The organism is Myxococcales bacterium (assembly GCA_022184915.1).
GTDB lineage: Bacteria > Myxococcota_A > Polyangia > Fen-1088 > Fen-1088 > JAGTJU01.
The window spans coordinates 1,614,816-1,631,465 of the sequence record JAGTJU010000001.1 but is presented as its reverse complement, the minus strand read 5'-3'; the positions used below and the strand labels follow the sequence as shown (position 1 = coordinate 1,631,465).

At 67.3% G+C, this 16,650-nt stretch carries 15 protein-coding genes; 5 read left to right on the top strand and 10 right to left on the bottom strand.

Features of this window, described 5'->3' with window-relative positions; all coding sequences use genetic code 11:
* Positions 1 to 13: 13 nt before the first annotated feature.
* A complete protein-coding gene (locus tag KA712_06820) occupies positions 14 to 1,453 on the bottom strand; it encodes an NAD(P)/FAD-dependent oxidoreductase (protein ID MCG5052655.1) in 1,440 nt (479 codons plus the stop codon).
* Positions 1,454 to 1,541: 88 nt separating this feature from the next.
* Between KA712_06820 and KA712_06815 the strand changes: the two genes are divergently transcribed.
* Positions 1,542 to 2,051: an adenine phosphoribosyltransferase gene (locus KA712_06815; GenBank protein ID MCG5052654.1), complete on the top strand. Its 510-nt coding sequence runs from the start codon at positions 1,542 to 1,544 to the stop codon at positions 2,049 to 2,051.
* On the opposite strand, the gene KA712_06810 is transcribed toward KA712_06815, so the two are convergent.
* Together KA712_06810 and KA712_06805 are read right to left on the bottom strand one after the other, a co-directional pair.
* A complete protein-coding gene (locus tag KA712_06810) occupies positions 2,046 to 2,855 on the bottom strand; it encodes a ribonuclease H-like domain-containing protein (protein ID MCG5052653.1) in 810 nt (269 codons plus the stop codon). The genes KA712_06815 and KA712_06810 overlap by 6 nt on opposite strands.
* Positions 2,852 to 3,463, bottom strand: a complete 612-nt coding sequence (locus tag KA712_06805) for a Smr/MutS family protein (protein MCG5052652.1) — start codon at positions 3,461 to 3,463, stop codon at positions 2,852 to 2,854. Before KA712_06805 ends, KA712_06810 begins: the two co-directional genes overlap by 4 nt.
* Before the next feature lie 169 nt (positions 3,464 to 3,632).
* On the opposite strand from KA712_06805, the gene KA712_06800 reads away from it, so the two are divergent.
* Complete coding sequence (locus KA712_06800) at positions 3,633 to 6,089, top strand: glycogen/starch/alpha-glucan phosphorylase (GenBank protein ID MCG5052651.1); 2,457 nt, start codon at positions 3,633 to 3,635, stop codon at positions 6,087 to 6,089.
* A 19-nt stretch (positions 6,090 to 6,108) separates the two neighbouring features.
* Here KA712_06800 and KA712_06795 read toward each other — a convergent pair whose 3' ends face one another.
* Genes KA712_06795 through KA712_06765 form a run of 7 tightly spaced genes read right to left on the bottom strand, consistent with a single transcriptional unit; the run spans position 6,109 to position 12,670 of the window.
* Positions 6,109 to 6,693: a hypothetical protein gene (locus KA712_06795; GenBank protein MCG5052650.1), complete on the bottom strand. Its 585-nt coding sequence runs from the start codon at positions 6,691 to 6,693 to the stop codon at positions 6,109 to 6,111.
* Positions 6,671 to 7,681 carry a phytoene/squalene synthase family protein gene (locus KA712_06790; GenBank protein ID MCG5052649.1) on the bottom strand — a complete coding sequence of 337 codons (1,011 nt, stop codon included), beginning with the start codon at positions 7,679 to 7,681 and terminating at the stop codon, positions 6,671 to 6,673. Before KA712_06790 ends, KA712_06795 begins: the two co-directional genes overlap by 23 nt.
* Positions 7,682 to 7,686: 5 nt before the next feature.
* Positions 7,687 to 9,201: a phytoene desaturase gene (locus KA712_06785; protein MCG5052648.1), complete on the bottom strand. Its 1,515-nt coding sequence runs from the start codon at positions 9,199 to 9,201 to the stop codon at positions 7,687 to 7,689.
* Positions 9,194 to 10,222: a polyprenyl synthetase family protein gene (locus KA712_06780; GenBank protein MCG5052647.1), complete on the bottom strand. Its 1,029-nt coding sequence runs from the start codon at positions 10,220 to 10,222 to the stop codon at positions 9,194 to 9,196. Before KA712_06780 ends, KA712_06785 begins: the two co-directional genes overlap by 8 nt.
* Positions 10,219 to 11,394, bottom strand: a complete 1,176-nt coding sequence (gene crtY / locus KA712_06775; protein ID MCG5052646.1) for a lycopene beta-cyclase CrtY — start codon at positions 11,392 to 11,394, stop codon at positions 10,219 to 10,221. Before crtY ends, KA712_06780 begins: the two co-directional genes overlap by 4 nt.
* A complete protein-coding gene (locus KA712_06770) occupies positions 11,387 to 12,073 on the bottom strand; it encodes a TRAP transporter TatT component family protein (protein MCG5052645.1) in 687 nt (228 codons plus the stop codon). Before KA712_06770 ends, crtY begins: the two co-directional genes overlap by 8 nt.
* A 42-nt stretch (positions 12,074 to 12,115) precedes the next feature.
* On the bottom strand, positions 12,116 to 12,670 hold the full coding sequence (locus KA712_06765) for a sigma-70 family RNA polymerase sigma factor (protein MCG5052644.1): 555 nt from the start codon (positions 12,668 to 12,670) through the stop codon (positions 12,116 to 12,118).
* Between the two features lie 160 nt (positions 12,671 to 12,830).
* On the opposite strand from KA712_06765, the gene KA712_06760 reads away from it, so the two are divergent.
* Genes KA712_06760 through KA712_06750 form a run of 3 tightly spaced genes read left to right on the top strand, consistent with a single transcriptional unit; the run spans position 12,831 to position 16,464 of the window.
* Positions 12,831 to 13,793, top strand: a complete 963-nt coding sequence (locus KA712_06760) for a MerR family transcriptional regulator (GenBank protein MCG5052643.1) — start codon at positions 12,831 to 12,833, stop codon at positions 13,791 to 13,793.
* Positions 13,790 to 15,250 (top strand): DNA photolyase family protein, encoded by a 1,461-nt coding sequence (locus KA712_06755; GenBank protein ID MCG5052642.1) that lies wholly within the window; start codon positions 13,790 to 13,792, stop codon positions 15,248 to 15,250. The genes KA712_06760 and KA712_06755 overlap by 4 nt, the downstream gene beginning before the upstream one ends.
* Entirely contained in the window at positions 15,247 to 16,464 is a 1,218-nt protein-coding gene (locus tag KA712_06750; GenBank protein MCG5052641.1) for a glycosyl transferase family 1, read from the top strand. Before KA712_06755 ends, KA712_06750 begins: the two co-directional genes overlap by 4 nt.
* Positions 16,465 to 16,650 lie beyond the last annotated feature (186 nt).

Sequence of the window (16,650 nt, the reverse complement as noted above, 5' to 3'; positions counted from 1 at the left end):
GCCGGCTCGCCCTTCAGGCGCCTTGCGACGCCAGGTACGCCAGCGCCCGCTCCGCGGCACCCAAACCGCAAAGCCCATGCACGGCAGGCCCTGGCGGGGTGGACGAAGAACAAAGAAACACGTGGGGCAAGGGCGTGCCATACGGATCCAGCGTCAGCGCCGGACGCACCACCATCTGCCACAAAGACGCCGTACCGCCCGCAATGTCCCCGCCCACGTAGGTCGGGTTATAGGCCGCCAGTGCGGGCGCCGTACGGGTGTGTCGCGCCAGGATGAGATCGGAAAACCCCGGGGCATGCTGCTCGATCTCCGCTTCGATCACCTCGGTGGCGTCCTCGTCGCTCTCCCAGGGCACGTGACAGTAAGCCCAAGCGGTGTGCTGGCCCGCGGGCGCCCGTGAAGGGTCGCCCACCGTGGGTTGCGTGAGCAGAACGTAGGGCGCCGCGAGAGGCCCACCCGGCGTCACGAAAGGTCGTGCCTCGGAGCGCAGGATCTGGTCCAGGGAGCGCCCCAGGTGCACCGTCATCGTCTCCCGGCACGCCTGCGCCTGCCACGGAATGGGGCCCGAAAGCGCCCAATCGACCTTGCACACCGACGGGCCGAAGCGCCGCCGCGCCAACGCCCGGCGTGTCCGGCGCGGCAGCTCGGGATCGGCCATCTCGGCCAGCTGCCGGGGTGTCACGCTCAGCAGAGCCACCCGGTGCGCGGGCAGATCCGACAAACGCCGCACGACCGCCTGCGTGCGCAGCTGCCCGCCCAACTCCCGGTAGTGCCCGAGCAAAGCCGCGATCAGCCGGCCGGCACCGCCTTCGGGAACGGGCCACCCTTCGGCGTGCCCACACAGGCCCAGCACGAGGGCCGCGGCACTCGTGCCCCGCCAGGTGAGCGGCGGACCACCGTGTGCCGCCAGACCTGCCCAAAACCTTCGCGCCGCTTCGCCCCGGAACCACGAACGCGCCACGCCTGCCGCCGAGCGCAGCGCGACCATCCCGAAGCGCCCCATCGCCACGGGCCGGCGCGGGAACCCGAGAGGCCCAAGCACGTCGCCCTTGATCGACGGCCACGCGGCCACAAGGGGCGCCATGTGACGACGGTAGCGGGCGCCATCTTCTCCCAGCGAGGCCACCGTGTCGTCCAAGTCCTGCGACAACACCGCCGCGTCTTGCCCCTCGCCCGGGTGGGCCATGGCGAAGCGTGTGTGCCGCCACACGAGTCCGTAGCGCGCCAGGGGCAGCTTTTGGAAGTAAGGCGAGGCCACGCCGAGCGGATGAACGCTCGAACATACGTCGTGCACGAACCCGGGCAGCGTGAGCGCGGCCGAGCGTGCGCCTCCCCCGGGCTCGGCGTTTGCCTCGAGGATGAGGACCGAGCGCCCGGCCTGCAAAAGGCGAATGCCCGCCGCCAGGCCATTCGGGCCCGAGCCCACGACCACGGCGTCGTAGCGTTCGCTCACGGTCCGGAGGTTAGCCGAGCCCACGCGCCCCGTCCGGTCCTCCGCCCACAATCACCCGATCCCCGTTTTTCGGGTACCCTTCGGCGCCATGAGCGATCTGCGCCGTTACATCGTCGACGTCCCCGATTTTCCGAAACCTGGCATTCTTTTCCGCGACATCACGCCGCTCTTGGCGCAGGCATTTCGCGAGACCATCTCGGCGATGGAAGCGCTGTTGTCGGCGCCGGAGTGGGACACGATCACCGCCGTTGCCGGTGTGGAATCACGCGGCTTCGTCCTGGCCGCCGCGTTGGCCGAACGTCGCAACAAGGGGTTCGTGCCCATCCGCAAGCAGGGCAAGCTGCCGCCGCCGGTGGTCGACGTGCCCTACGACCTCGAGTACGGCGCGGGCGTGCTCGAGATGCAGGCGGGACGGGGCCACCTGCTCCTGGTGGACGATGTGCTCGCCACCGGCGGTACGCTCAAGGGCGCGGCCGACCTCTGCGCCCGCGCCGGATACCAGGTGGGTGCGGTGGCCGTGCTCATCGACTTGCAGCTGGTGCCGCCCTTGCATTTTGGCGGTCTCGCCCCCCGCGCGGCGATCATCTACGGCTCATAACGCCATCAACAGACGGCTCACGTCGTAGAGCACGTCACCGCGGAAAGATACGGGCAGCACGCGCTCGGGGAAGCCGTGCTGCTGCACCATGCGGTTCCAACCGAGCGCGGCCAAAGTGCGCAGGTTGATGACGTCGTAGAGGTTGTATTCGACGAGCTTCGTCAAGGCAGCCCGATCGCCGAGCCGCGCGTGCTGCCAAAGCCAGGAGGCATGTGAGCCGTCGAGGTGTTTCAAATGGGCAGGGCGTCCGATGCCCACGGCGTCCTCGAGGGCCTTGAGCCCTCCCCAGTGCCCCAGGCGATTCCACACGTGGCGAAGGTCCATGTGCGCAGGCGGGGCCTGCCACGCCTCGAAGTGCTTGCGCAACATCGGCACGTCGAAAGAAGCGCCGTTGAACGTAACCAGCAAACAATCGGCAGGGACGTAGCCAGGCACCCGCGCCAGGTCCCGCCCCGCCAGCAGACAACGAGGCCCCTCGCGGTCGAGCAGCCCCACCACGGTGACGCCCTCCTCGCGATCGGTCTCGATGTCGAGGTACACCGCACGGCTCTCGAAGGCCTCGAACAAACGCCAGTGTTCCCCCGTGGGCATGCGGGTGGCCACACCGACGAGATCGTTTGCCTCGAAGCAGGCACGCAGCTCTTCCACGGCGACCTTGAGCTCGTCACAGAGTTTCAGCGGCAGGCGCAGGTCCGTGGCCGTCGCTCCGAGCACGTCGGTCCAATCGCGTAGTCCTGCCGCCCACAGCGCCCGTTCCCGCCGGGGTCCGAGCCCCCGCACCAGCTGAAACGTGGCACGAATCACCCCGCGCGCCCCCGGCGCAGCCGCACCAACAGGGCGCCCTCGCCACCCAAGGGCCGCGGGGCCGTGGCAAACGCAAGTACGCAGGAGGCAAGGGGTGGCGTCGAGAGAAGCTGAAGCACCACACGCTTGAGCACCGGGCCCTCGCTCGACGAGTGGTGCCCTCGTCCGTGCACCACCAGCACGCACGACTTCGCGTCGGCCACCGCCGCTGCCACGAAGCGCGGCACCATCTCGCGCGCGAGCGCCGCGGTTTTCCCGTGCAGGTCGAGCTTGCCCTGCGGCTGGGGGTTGCCCTTGGCCAGCTCCCGGACGAGGCGGCGGTCCACGTCGGGCCCTCTCCCGGTGACCCGCTCCCCGTCCTCGAGCACCTCGAGCCCCCCCCCCTCGCCCCGCCCGAGGGTTGGAAAAGCCCCCGCCAACGGCAGCGACCCCGGCGTCGGGCGCGTCGCGCGGACGCGCGGGTCCGGCAGCGCGGCAGGCACCCGCGCCTTGCCCGACGCCAAAGGTCGTACGCCCTGCATCGCTTCGTCGAACAGGGCCTTGTCCTCGGCGGAGAGCTCAGGGTTCGGGCCGGTGCGACCTCCCCCGGATCCGATTTTACGCGGCATGTTCCCATCCGAAACGCTTCGTTAACGGATCCCCGGTACCATCTTCAAGGTGTCCAACATCAGCAACCCGAATGCGGTCGAACGCGACGACCTCCCCACCAAACCCGCCGCCCTGACCGCGACGCCCACCAGCACGGCCAGCAGGAAAGGCGCCACGACCCGGGGGGGCATGGACGCAGCGGGCTTCAAGCGGGCAGTGTTGGATCACTTGCTGTTCACCTGTGCCAAGGATGCCACGGACGCGTCCACTTTCGACATGTACCAGGCGCTCGCACACTCCGTTCGGGACCGCCTGGTGCACCGCTGGCTGGCCACGCAGCACACCTACGACACCCTGGACGCGAAGCGCGCCTACTACCTCTCGTCCGAGTTCCTGACCGGCCGCAGCCTGGGCCTGTGCCTGATGAACATGGGCCTCTTCGAGGCGGCCAGCTCCCTGGCTGCCGAGCGCGGCTACGATCTCAACGACATCCTCGAAGCCGAGGGTGACCCGGGCCTCGGCAACGGGGGTCTTGGGCGGTTGGCGGCGTGCTTCATGGACAGCCTGGCCACGCTGGAGCTCCCGGCGATGGGCTACGGGATCCGCTACGACTTCGGCATCTTCGAGCAGCGCATCGAGCACGGCCAGCAGGTGGAGTTCCACGACAACTGGCTGCAAAACGGCAACCCCTGGGAGCTGCCCCGCCACGAAGAGGCGCAGACCGTGAAGTTCTTCGGCCGCACGGAGATGCGGCAAGACCAGGACGGCCGGCTTCGCGTCGATTGGGTGGACACCCGCACCGTCATCGGGGTGCCCCACGATTCCTTCATCGTGGGACATCGAAGCAACACGGTGAACACGCTCCGGCTCTGGGCCGCGCGGGCCACCAAGGACTTCGACCTGCGCTTCTTCAACGACGGCGACTACCGGCGCGCCGTGGAGGAGAAGATCGACAGCGAGAACATCTCGAAGGTGCTCTATCCCAACGATCAGACCGAAGAGGGCAAGGCGCTGCGGCTCAAGCAGCAGTACTTCTTCGTGGCCTGCTCGATCGCCGACATCGTCAATCGCTACAAAAAGCGGCACCAGTCGTTCGATCTGTTCCCCAAGCGGGCAGCCATTCAGCTCAACGATACGCATCCGTCCATCACGGTGGCCGAACTCATGCGCGTCCTCGTGGACGTGGAAGGTGTGGACTGGGAACACGCCTGGGAGTTGGCGGAAGCCACGTTGGGCTACACGAACCACACCCTGCTTCCCGAGGCGCTCGAGCGCTGGCCGCTGCCCCTCTTCGAGCGCATCCTGCCGCGTCACATCCAGATCATCTTCGAGATCAACCAACGCTTCCTGCGCAAGGTGCACACCCGCTGGCCCAACGAGCCCGAGCGGATGCAACGCATGTCCATCATCGAGGAAGGACCCGTCAAGCAGGTACGCATGGCCCACCTGGCGACCGTGGGGTCCCACAGCGTCAACGGCGTGGCTCGGTTGCACACCGACCTCGTCAAGCAAGAGCTGCTGTCGGACTTTTACGAGCTGTGGCCTGAACGCTTCAACAACAAGACCAACGGTGTCACGCCCCGGCGTTGGCTGCTGCACGCGAACCCGCGCCTGACGAGCCTCATCTCGTCACGCATCGGCTGGGATTGGATTCATCGCGATCTTTCGCAGCTCAAGCAGCTCGAGACGCTCGAGAACGATCAGCCGTTCTTGCAGGCGCTGTGGGACGTCAAGGAGGCCAACAAGCGCGACCTGTCACTCTTGGTTCAGCGCCGCATCGGCGTGGAGCTGCCCATCGAGGCGATGTTCGCGGCGCAGGTCAAGCGGATCCACGAATACAAGCGCCAGGTGCTGGCCTGCCTGCAGATCGTCAGCCACTACATGGCCCTGAAAAACAACCCCGAGCTCGACACCGTGCCCCGGGTCTACGTGTTCGCCGGGAAAGCCGCGGCGGGGTACGCGATGGCCAAGATGCACATCCGCCTCATCAACGACGTGGCGGCGGTCATCAACAGCGACCCGGACGTGAACGGGCGCTTGGCCGTGGCCTTCATCCCGAACTACGGCGTCTCACTGGCCCAGTCCATCATCCCGGCAGCGAACCTGTCGATTCAGATCTCCACCGCGGGCAAAGAGGCCTCCGGCACGAGCAACATGAAGTTCGCGCTCAACGGCGCGCTCACGCTGGGCACGCTCGACGGCGCCAATGTCGAGATCCGCGAAGAAGTGGGGCCCGACAACTTCTTCCTCTTCGGGCTCGACACGGCCGAAGTCGCTGAGCTCGTGCGCAGCGGCTACCGCCCGGGGCCGTTCATCGAAGCAAGCCCTCGTCTGTCCGAGGCCCTCGCGATGATCGAGTCGGGCTTCTTCAGCTTCGGTGAGCCCCAACGCTACAAGCCCGTGGTGGACAACCTTCGCTACCACGATCCTTTCCTCGTGTGCGCCGACTTCGACGCCTACGTGGCCGCAGAGGCAGCCGCCGCGACGCTCTATCGTAACCCGCTCGAGTGGTCCCGGCGGGCCCTCATGAACATCGTGGGTGGAGCCCGTTTCTCGAGCGATGAGACCATCCGCCAGTACGCAAACGAGATCTGGAACCTGAAGCCCGTGCGGGTGGATCCCTCGGTCCTCACGCCCACGGACTAAGGACCGTCCTCGGGCGCCGTCAGGCGAAGCCGAGGACCTCGAGGGTACGGGCTACGCCCCCGTACCCCAGCTGGTACCAGCGCCACCAGCCCACCATCATGATGCCGTGCCCAACCAGAATGAAGACGTGGCTCCACATTTCCACCACGTCGGATTTCTGAGTCAGGTACCGGCGCCAGTGCATGACCTCGTCGACCAGACTGTAGACGAACGACAAGACCGTCAGAACCATCGCCGGGATCGCGTACATCGGGCGTGCGGGGTACGCCGCACAGAGCAGCATGCAGCTGCCGATGCCGGCAAAGATGATGATGTGGTGGACCAAGCCCTCCCCGCCCCTCAGCACCTCCTTGTACACCGTGCGGTGCCCGATGGTATCGACCGAGATGGCCGCCGCGAAGATCCCTGCGCCCAAAGGCACCATGTACGCTTCGGCGGGAAACACCGCACCGTTCATGGCACCCACCAGCAGAAAGGCCCCCGTGGCCGCCATCAGGCCCACCATGAGCCCCACCCAAGCGACGTAAACCACCCAGTCGATGGGCTCGAACACGCGAAACCTTCCGAAATAAACGCGAAGCTCAGTCAGCAGGGAGGATGTCATCGGGGTACCTGGCAATGCGGGTGGGCGCTTTTATGGGGGTAAGCGGAGCGGAAAACGGTGAGACCGGCAGGCGGGACGGGACCTCCGCCAGGGCCGAAAGGGCCGCACGGCACGCCAGCCACAGCTTACGCCGCAACGGCACCACCACACGCCCACGGGTCACGTCGAAGCCCCGCCGGGCCAAGCGCCGGCCGATGTCCCGGTAGACCCACGCCGCCACACGAATCGCGAGCGCGGTTCTCGCAGACAAAGCCCACAGTCCCTTTTGGCCCGAACGATAAAGCTGCTCGGCCTCCGCGAGCAGGGTGCGCACGGCGGGCGCGAGCGCGGGGCCCATCGCTTGGGGCAGCGAGGTTCCGGCCTGCGCGGGCCCCGTGACGTGCGCCGTCAGGTCGGCCGGCAGGTAGAGCCGCCCGCGCGTCCAGTCCTCGGCCACGTCCCGGCAGATGTTCGTCAGCTGCATGGCGATGCCGAGATGGGCGGCGTTCTTGAGGGCGCGATCGTCACGCACACCCAGTACGTGGCACATCATCAACCCCACCACACCCGCCACGCGGTGGCAGTAGAGCCGCAGCTCGTCGAGGGTCTCGTACTTGACGCCTCGGGCATCCATGCCCATGCCCTCCACGAGCTCGAGGACGTAGTGCTTGGGCAATCGTGTGCGTGCGACGAGGGCAGCGAAGGCGCGCAGCCGCGGATCCTCCTGAGGCCGGCCCTCGTAGAGCGCGGCGACCAGCGCGTGCAAACGCGCCACCGCCGCCGGGGCCTCGGCGGCTGGAACCTCGTCCACGGCGTCGTCCACCAAGCGGCAAAAGGCGTAGCAAACGGCGGCGTCTTCGCGCACCCGGTGTGGCAGAAGCTTCCCCGCAAGCGCGAAGCTCTTGGAGCCCTTCGCCAGATCCCGCTGGGCCAGCCGCTCCCCCTGGCTCTGGTCTGACCCCTGCGATGCGGCCATATCCCCGTTCTTCACGCCCTGCGAGGCCTGCATGGATTTCAGATGAAGCCCAGATCGGAGAGCACCGTGTGCGCGGTGGCCTTGGCGGAGTTGATCACGCCCGGCACGCCCGCGCCGGGATGGGTGCCCGCACCCACGATGTAAAGGCCCGGGATGCCGCCGTCGCGGTTGTGGGGGCGGAAATATGCGCTCTGCCGCAGCCGCGGTGCCACCGAAAACGCGCTGCCGTTGAAAGCGTGAAGCGTAGACTGGAAGTCGCGCGGGGTGAACGTGCGCTTCGTGACCAGGTTGGCGCGCAGATCCGGCAACCAGCGCTCGAGGTAAGCCAAGATGCGGTCGGCGTACCGCTCTTTTTCGGCTTCCCAGTCGACGTTGGCGTTGCCGAGGTGAGGTACCGGCGCCAGCACGTAGAAGGTCTCACACCCCGGCGGACCCAAGGAGGGATCGGTCACGGTGGGGGCGTGAAGATAGAGGCTGAAGTCGTCCGGCAGATTCTGGCCGTGAAAGATGTCGTCGAGCAACTCGCGGTAGCGTGGCCCGAAGATCACCGTGTGGTGAGCAAGGTTGTCGTACTTCTTCTTCGTTCCGAAATAGAGCACGAAGAGCGACATCGACCATTCCATCTTCTCGAGCCGCTGGGTCCGTCGCGCCGCTCCGGGCACCCCGTTGTAAAGTGTGCCATAGGTGTGGTGCAAGTCCGCGTTCGAGACCACCACGTCGAAGGTATTGGTCGTCTGTCCCGAGGTCACCGTGTGCCGGCCATCCGGCTCCACCCGCACGCGCTCCACGGGCGAGGAGAGCCGAAGCTGGCCGCCCAAGCGTTCGAAGAGCGCTGCCAGTTCCCGCACGAGCGCACCCGTACCCCCGCGAGGGAAGAACACACCCCACTTGCGCTCGAGGAAAGGGATGAGCGTGTAGATGGCACTTGTCTCGAACGGGTTGCCCCCGATGAGCAGGGCATGGAAAGACAGCGCCTGCCTCAGGTGCTCGTCCTTGACGTATTTGGCAACGGCCCCGTACACGGTCCGATCGGCTCGCAGGCGCGCGAGCTGCGGAGCCACACGCACCATGTCTCGAAAACGCAAAAACGGCGTGGCGGCCAGGTTCTCGTAGCCGGCGTGAAACACCCGGCGGCTATAGTCAATGAAGCGGCGGTAGCCCTCGAGGTCCTTGGGGCACAACCGCTTCACCTCGGCGTCCATGAACGCCTCGTCGCCGTCGTAGTCGAGCGTGGCGCCATCACTCCACAACAGACGATAGAAGGGGTGAACCGGCAAAAGGTCCACGTGCTCGGCCAGCTTTTCACCCGCCAGCTCGTAGAGCTCCTCCAGGCAGGTGTGAGCCGTGATCACCGTGGGGCCGGCGTCGAACGTGAAGCCTTCGTCTTCGTAGACGTACGCGCGGCCCCCGGGCTTGTCCCGGCTCTCGAACAGAGTCGTCTTGACCCCCGCGGCCTGCAAGCGAATGGCCGCGGCCAGCCCTCCGAAGCCGCTTCCCACGACAGCCGCCGATGCCGAGGCGGGTGCCTTTCGTGCCAATGCCGGTTCAGCCATAACTTGCCTCCAAACGAGCGATTTCGTTGCGCAGAAAAGCGGTGACGGGCGTACGGCCGAACACACACTCGAGATCACGGGACGCGGAAAGAACCTCTTGCCCGATCTGGCGCCGCCGCTCGGCGCCTGCAACGGCCTTCAAGCGCGCCGCAAGCCACTCACAGCCGGCCGTTTTGTCGCCACCCTGGTTTCGCAGGTCGATGGCCGCGGCCACCAGCTTCCCGAACGCGTCTGCGTCCAGGGACTCTGCCGCCCAGGCCCAAGGCCAACCGAGGCGCCCGTTGCGCAGGTCCTCGTGGCGCTTGTCGGGATCTTTGTGGCCACTCAGGTTGCCAAGATCGTCGAGCTGCTGCAGCGCAAATCCAAGACGTCGGCCGAAGCGCTCGGCTGCCTCGAGCAAATGCCCCGAGGCGCCCGCTGCGCCCGCACCGAGCGCCCCAGCCAGCCCCATCAGAGCCCCCGTTTTGAGAGCCGTCGTTTCAGCCACGACGTCGGCCACCCGGGCTTGCTCCACGTCACCCACCAGCACCCCCACGTCGAGAGCTTGTCCGCGGTGACAGTCGGAGAGCGTGGTCAGCGTGCGTCCGATGAGAAGACTTTCCGTGTGCGGCGGCAATGCCAGGCTACGCAAAAGCTCGAACGGCCAGAAGTACATCCAGTTGCCCGCATTCAAGGCCAGCGGCACACCGTAAAGGGTGTGGAGCGCAGGCCCCCCGCGCCGGGTGGATGAACCGTCCTCGATGTCGTCCACCACCATCGAGCCCGCATGAAGCACCTCGATGACGGCCCCCAACTCCGCGGGAGGCTCCCGATCCGGAGCCACCAGCCGCCAGGCAGCTTCCACCAAGTGCGCGCGGAACGCCTTGCCCGGGCGCGACAGGATCTCTTCCACAGGCCCGAGAAGCACCTTACGCCACAGGGCGAGGGGCAGGGATGAACGCGACGACGCCCAGTGCCGCTCGAGCAGGCTGGCCAGGGGCGCTGGCGCGGATTCGGTCTTCGGCATCGGTTGTGCACTCATGACGCTTCCTCCATCACACGCATCAGTCGACCCAACGTGAACCGGGAGAGGGGCACGGGAGGTCTTCCACCTATGATGCGTACACGATCCCAAATAGAACTTTCGCCCGCGTAAAACCTCTCGATGAGCGGCGCGGGCAGCCGATAAAAACGCTCGAAGACCGCACAGCGGTCGTGGTCGTGCACGCCCCGGAACGAAAGCCGGTTGAGCGTGCGGTAAAAGCGGTTCCGCGCCACCAGCCGCCTGCGCACGGGCGCGAGGGCGGCGCGAACGCTCGGCTGAGACAACGCCTCAGCGTCCGCCACCGCCTGGGCCACACGAACCGCAGCGGGCAGGGAGTACCCCGTGGCCGCCTGAAAAAAACCGCCCCGGTAGCCCACCTCGATGGCGGCGTCGGCGCGCGGGCGCAAGGGATTTTCCACCCACGGCATCGGCAAGACGCCCTTTTCCTTGCGCACGATCCTACGCAGCCTCCAGCCGGCCGCTTGCAGGTAAGCCGTCATGCGGGCTTCGATGTCGGCCTCCCTCAGAAGGCCCGTCGACGAAAAGTAGGTGTCTTCGAGCAGCGCGCGGGCTTCACCAAAAGGCAGGACGTACATGAAGCGGTAGCCGTCCACCTGATCCACCCGCGCATCCATCAGCAAGGGTCGGTGCGGAAGAGGCGCCGACCCGTGGTCGAGTTCGACCTCCCATCCCACGAACTTTTGGTAGCCGGTGCCCTGCGCGGGCGCCTCCGCACCGCGGCCGTCCAGGACCACCTCGCCCTCCACCACCCGGCCGTCTGCCAAGAGCACCCGACGGTCGCTCGCGTGGGTCACGTCGCAGCCCAAGAACGAACGTCCCCCCATGGCCCTGACAGTCTCCTCGAGCCGTGTCGCCAGCGGCTGACCCGCGATGCAGTGGTAGGCGGAGGAAAAAGATCTCTCGTAGGCGGGAAAGCGGACGTCGTAGCCAGCCCAGCTGTGGGACACCACAGGCTCGAGCCAGCTCCAGGCCCTGGGCACCGCATCCACGTCGCTGCCGTGGAAACAAAAGGTCTGCTCGAAGTCGAGAGCGGGCTTCCGCTCGACGAGGGCCACGCGCACACCGGGCCGCAGCTTCGCAAGAGCCAACGCCGTCATCGCGTTGGCTAGCCCGGCGCCGACCAAGACGACGTCGAAGCGCTCAGTCATCCATCACGTCCCGCGCGATCTTCCTCCACTCTTTGCCTTCGTCGCCGTACTTGTCGCCCGCAGCCTCCAAAGTGGCCAGTGCGGATGCTGCCAGCTTCTTCGCCCTGTCGCGTTCGCCGTTATCCTTCAAGAAGTCGGCTGCGAAGGCCTGGTTGCCCGGATGCTCCGGCGCCAGCTTCAGTGCCCGCTCCAAAAATTTGCGGGCCTTCGACGAGGAGCCCACGGAGACCACCGCAGGGGCCTGGTCGTAAAGCCTGCCGAGCACCCGTGCCGCGCCGCCTTCGGCGAACCCCGGCTCGAGCTCGTCCACCTTCAAGAGAAGCCGCTCCATCTTGGGCACCACCGGCAAAGCCGACATCTTGCCCCGCTCGAGCGCCTCCGCACCCATGTTCACGGCCAGCCAAAACAGGCCTTCCGGGTCCTTGGGATCTTTATCGACCAGCGCCCGAGCCTGCTCCATGCCCTTTTGGAAGTGCGCCCGGCGCGCCTCCCCTTGCGCGGCGCGCCCCCGCTTGAACTCGTCTGCAGGGGACGCTTCGGCACTGGCGATTGTCGTCATGTTGAGGCCTCCCAGCCACGCGAGCGTAAAGCTTGCCGTCCGTAGCCAGGCAAGACCCCTTGCCCACCACGTCTCACCCACCCTGCCCCGATGGCCGCCACCCAGCTCACCTCTGCGCATGCGTCGTCCTCCTTGTCGAACCCGGGCGACGGCCGCAGTCTCCTACGCCGCCACCTTCACCTCTTCGCTGAGCAAGTTTTGTAGTCGCTTGCGAGCGCGCCCCACTCGGGTGCGCACCGCGGAGGGCGTGAGCTTGAGCGCACGCGCCGCCTCCTCCGCCGTTTCCTCTTCGTATACACAGCGCTCTATCACATCCCGGTACTCTTCGGGCAGCTGAGCCACCGCCTCGCGCACGCGGGTGCGGCTGTCGTGCTCGGCGAAGGACGCTTCCACGGAAGAGCTTTGGCCCCCCATCGCCCACGACACCGGCAAACCGGCCACGCCAGCCGCCCCCAACGCTCCCAGGTGGCGCCCGGCGCGCTGGCTCTTGCGAAGCGCCATCAACGACGCGTTCACGGCGATACGGTGCATCCATGTCGTCACCTGTGCGTCGCTGCGAAACCTGTCCGCGGCCGCCAGAGCCTGGACCACGGCGTCATGTGCTGCATCTTCCGAATCTTCCTCCGACCTCAACACCCGGTGAGCGATCCTTACCAGACGGCGGCGAATGTCGGCGTTGCCCAGTGCGCTCTCGACGCGTTTCTTGTAGCTAGCCATCGCGAATTCCTTCCTTGGTCGTTCTGAAAGTCAGTCTAGGGTTTGTACAAGGTTTGTCAATCACAACCGTGGACAAACTATGTACAAACCTGAAATTTCAAGGAATTAATCGCTCGACAAACCTTGAACAAAGTTGGCACACTCGACTATCTAAGAAGATATGTACCGAATTCGCCGCGCTGCTGAGCTTGCCGGGGTGAGCCCCGAGCTCCTCCGGGCGTGGGAACGCCGCTACGGGCTGGTGTCGCCCATTCGCACTGATTCGGGCTACCGGGTCTACACCGACCACGACGTGAGAGTGCTGCGCGGCGCTAAGCGGCTCGTCGACGGGGGACAAAGCATCGCAGAGGTGGCTCAGTTGCCTCCCGACGAGATCCTGGCCGCGGCGGGTGGGCCGCCCGCGCCCCCCGCCGCCTCTGCAGCGTCGCTGCGGGAGCAGGAGCCCCTGCGCGAAGCCCGCGGCAGCCTCGACCCGCTGGACCTCGGGCCGCAGATCGAGGAGGCGATCGCTTCCATCGGTGCGTTCGATCAGGAGCGGCTCGAGGGCACGATGTTCCGCGTGATGTCGCTCGGGGTGCTTGCGCCCGAGGAGATCTGCGACCGCTTCTTGCTGCCTCTACTCGCCGCGATCGGAGACGAATGGGAGGCGGGCCGCCTGTCGATTGCCGCCGAGCACTTCGGCTCGGCGCTCATCCGCAGCAAGATTCTTCGCCTCATCGAACCCGACCGCAGCCGGGGCAGCGCGCCCGGCATCGTATGCGCCTGCCCCGCCGGCGAAGAGCATGAAGGGGCGCTGCTCGCTTTCGCCGTCTCTGCGAGCCGTGCGGGCCTGAGGGTGATCTACCTCGGTGCCGATACGCCGGCCGACGACATCGTGCGCGCGGCCGAGCGAACGGGCGCGCCCATCGTCGCCCTCTCGGTCACCAAGCCGCTCATGCCTGCCGAGATCCAGGCGCTCGTGCTCACCCTGGAGCCCTGGCGGGCCTCGTCTTCCGACCGCTCCGTCGTGGTCGGGGGCCGAGGGGCGTTGAGAAGCCGCCACGAGCTGGAGGCGGCAGGCCTTCGTGTCGCTGACCGCATCGACGGTGGCTTACGCGCGCTCCGCAGAGGCGCTCCGCAGTGAGCCGGCCCCGCGCCCTGGTGTGGTTCCGCACGGACCTGCGCCTCTCGGACAACCCCGCGCTCAGCGCCGCGGCCCGCGCCCACGAGGTCGTGCCGGTCTTCATCTACAGCCCCGAAGAGGAGGGAGACGCCGCGCCCGGCGCTGCCAGCCGCTTTTGGCTGCATGCCTCGCTCGCCAAGCTGACGGCCGCGCTCGCATCCCGCGGTCTGCGCCTGATCCTGCGGGCCGGCCCTGCGTTGGCCGCGCTCGAACGGCTCGTGGCGGAGACGGGCGCGCAGGCGGTGTTCTGGAACCGGCGCTACGAGCCCGAAATCGTGGCCCGCGACACCCGCGTTAAGGACGCCCTGACCCGGCGAGGCCTGACCGCCGAGAGCCACAACGGGGCGCTGCTCTTCGAGCCGTGGGAGGTGCAAACCTCCGCAGGCAAGCCCTACGCGGTCTTTTCCCCCTTCTGGCGAGCGTGCTTGGCGAAGGGCGTACCGCCGCTGCCCGCCCCCGCGCCCTCGTTCCTCAGCGGACCCGAGACCTGGCCCCAAAGCCTGCCCCTCGACGCCTTTGGACTGCAGCCCACGCCCGACTGGGCAAGCCCGTTTTTGCGCATGTTCGAGCCGGGCGAGGACGGCGCTCACGCCCGCCTTCAGCGGTTTTTGCAAGGCGGGCTGGGCCACTACGCCGAGGGCCGTGACCGCCCGGACCTCGAAGGGGTCTCACGGCTTTCGCCGCACCTTCACTTTGGGGAACTCAGCCCCCGCGCCGCCTTCCACGCCGCCCGCCAGGCCGGCGAGGCGGGCGCCGTAGCGGCGCCCAACGCCGTCAAGTTCACGAGTGAGCTCGGGTGGCGTGAGTTCGCCCACCACCTGCTCTTCCACTTCCCGGCCACGGTGCACGAGCCCTTGAACCCTGCGTTCACGCGCTTTCCCTGGGCCGAGGACGAGCGGGCCCTCGGGGCCTGGCAGAAAGGCAAAACCGGGTATCCCCTGGTGGACGCCGGCATGCGGGAGTTGTGGCAGACCGGGTTCATGCACAACCGCGTGCGCATGGTGGTGGCATCCTTTCTCGTCAAGCACCTGCTTTTGCCCTGGCAACGAGGGGCGGCATGGTTCTGGGACACCCTGCTCGACGCCGACCTCGCGAACAACACGCTCGGCTGGCAGTGGGTGGCGGGCTGCGGTGCCGACGCTGCGCCCTTCTTTCGCATTTTCAACCCGGTGATGCAGGCCGATAAGTTCGACCCTCGAGGCGCCTACATCCGCCGCTTCGTGCCCGAGCTGGCCAAGCTACCGGACAAGTGGCTCGCACGCCCCTGGCAGGCCGAGCCACACGTCCTGCGCAGCGCGGGCGTGACGCTGGGAACCTCCTACCCGCATCCCTTGGTCGACCATGCGTTTGCGAGGGAACGCGCCCTCGCGGCATTTGCCGAGCTCAAGTCGAGCGCCCCATCCCCCGCACGCCCATGAGCCGCCGACGCGTTCTCTTCGTCTCCGAAAACATCACGCTGGCCCAGATCGTGCGCCTCGTCGTGCTCGCGGACGCCTTGCCACCCGACGAGTTCGAGATTCACTTCGCGGCCAGTGACTTCCCGGCCTTCATCTTCGGCGAACGCATCGCGAGTGGACGCTGGAAGACGTGGCCCCTGTGGACCGTTGCGCCCGAAAAGGTGTTCAAGTCTCTGGAGTCGGGCAAGCGCCTCTACGGACGCCGAACCCTCGCGCGCTATGTGGCCGCCGACCGCGCCGTCATCGACGCGGTCAAGCCTCACCTCGTGGTGGGCGACTTGCGATGGTCCCTGACGGTGAGCGCACCGCTCGCCGGCGTGCCCCACGCGGCGCTCATCAACGCCTACTGGAGCCCCCACGCCGCCCGTGAAGCGTTCCCGTTGCCGGATCATCCGATCGTGCGGTGGCTTGGTGAAGAGCGGGCCGCGCGCCACTTTCCGAAGGCGCTTCCTTTCGTCTTCAAGCATTTCGCAGCGCCGCTCGACAAGCTGCGCGCCCGGCATGCGCTGCCGCGTCTCGGCGACTTGCTCGCCGTGTTGATGGCGGGAGACCATGTACTCTTCGCCGACACACCCCGGCTCGCGCCCGTTCGTCACATCAAGCCGCACCAACGGTACCTGGGGCCCGTGCTCTGGTCCCCCAAGGCGCCTTTACCCGAACCCTGGCGGGCGCCCGCCACGCGCCCCCGCGTGTATGTCACCTTGGGCTCCTCGGGCCGCCTCGGCTTGTTGCCGGCCACCCTCGAGGCTTTGGCCGGCCGGCCCGTCGATGTGCTGCTGGCCACCGCGGGCCGCGTGTCCCCCCGTGACGTTCCCCCGAACGTGCTGCCCGTGGACTTCGTCGATGGCGACGAGGCCTGCGCCCGCGCGAGCGTCGTCATCACCAACGGGGGCAGCAGCACTGGCTACCAGGCACTCGCGCGGGGTAAACCCGTGATCGGGATTCCCAGCAACTTCGACCAGTACCTGGCCAGCCAGGCCCTGGAAGCCACCGGAGCCGCGCTCACCATCCCGGCCCGCCAGCTGACGGCCACGCGCCTGCAAACCTGCCTCGACCAGGTGCTCGCCGCACCCACCTTCGCGGAGGCAGCGGAAAGCGTCGCTCACGAAATGAGCCAGCACCCCACGGCGGACCGGTTCCGGCAGCTCGTGCGCGAGGCCGCCCTCCCGGCGTGAGCCCCCCCAGGACCCAGTCTGGGTGGGTCCACCCGCGCAAACTTTGCTGCAGCGGAAGGGCTGTTCTGCCGATGTCCGGGTCCGATGGTGACAGAGACGAGACGATTCGCCGGTCGACCCCCACCCGGGCAAACGGCCTGCTCCCGCCCTTGGGGGCGGGTCGACCACGTACAAGGATTCGTCGCC